Genomic DNA, 301 nt, shown 5'->3' with positions numbered 1-301 from the left:
GGCGACGGTCCCGCGCGCCTCGTCGACATGACCCACGTGCCGCTCGGCGAGATCGTCGAGACCGACGGCGGCCTGGGCATCGGCGCGCTGGCGACGAACGCCACCGTCGCCTACGACGCGCGCGTCCGGGCCCGCTACCCGCTGCTGTCGAACGCGATCCGGGCCGGCGCCTCGGCGCAGCTGCGCAACGCCGCGTCGACCGGCGGCAACCTGATCCAGCGCACCCGCTGCTATTAGTTCTACGACACGGCCACGCCGTGCAACAAGCGCCAGCCCGGTTCCGGCTGCCAGGCGATCGGCG

General features: G+C 73.8%; 1 pseudogene. It reads left to right on the top strand.

Features of this window, described 5'->3' with window-relative positions:
- A pseudogene (locus MKK55_RS10030) lies at positions 1–301 on the top strand (FAD binding domain-containing protein); the annotation flags it as partial.

Source organism: Methylobacterium sp. J-059 (assembly GCF_022829485.1).
In the GTDB taxonomy this organism is placed as follows: Bacteria; Pseudomonadota; Alphaproteobacteria; order Rhizobiales; family Beijerinckiaceae; genus Methylobacterium.
This window is presented reverse-complemented; position numbering and strand designations above follow the sequence as displayed.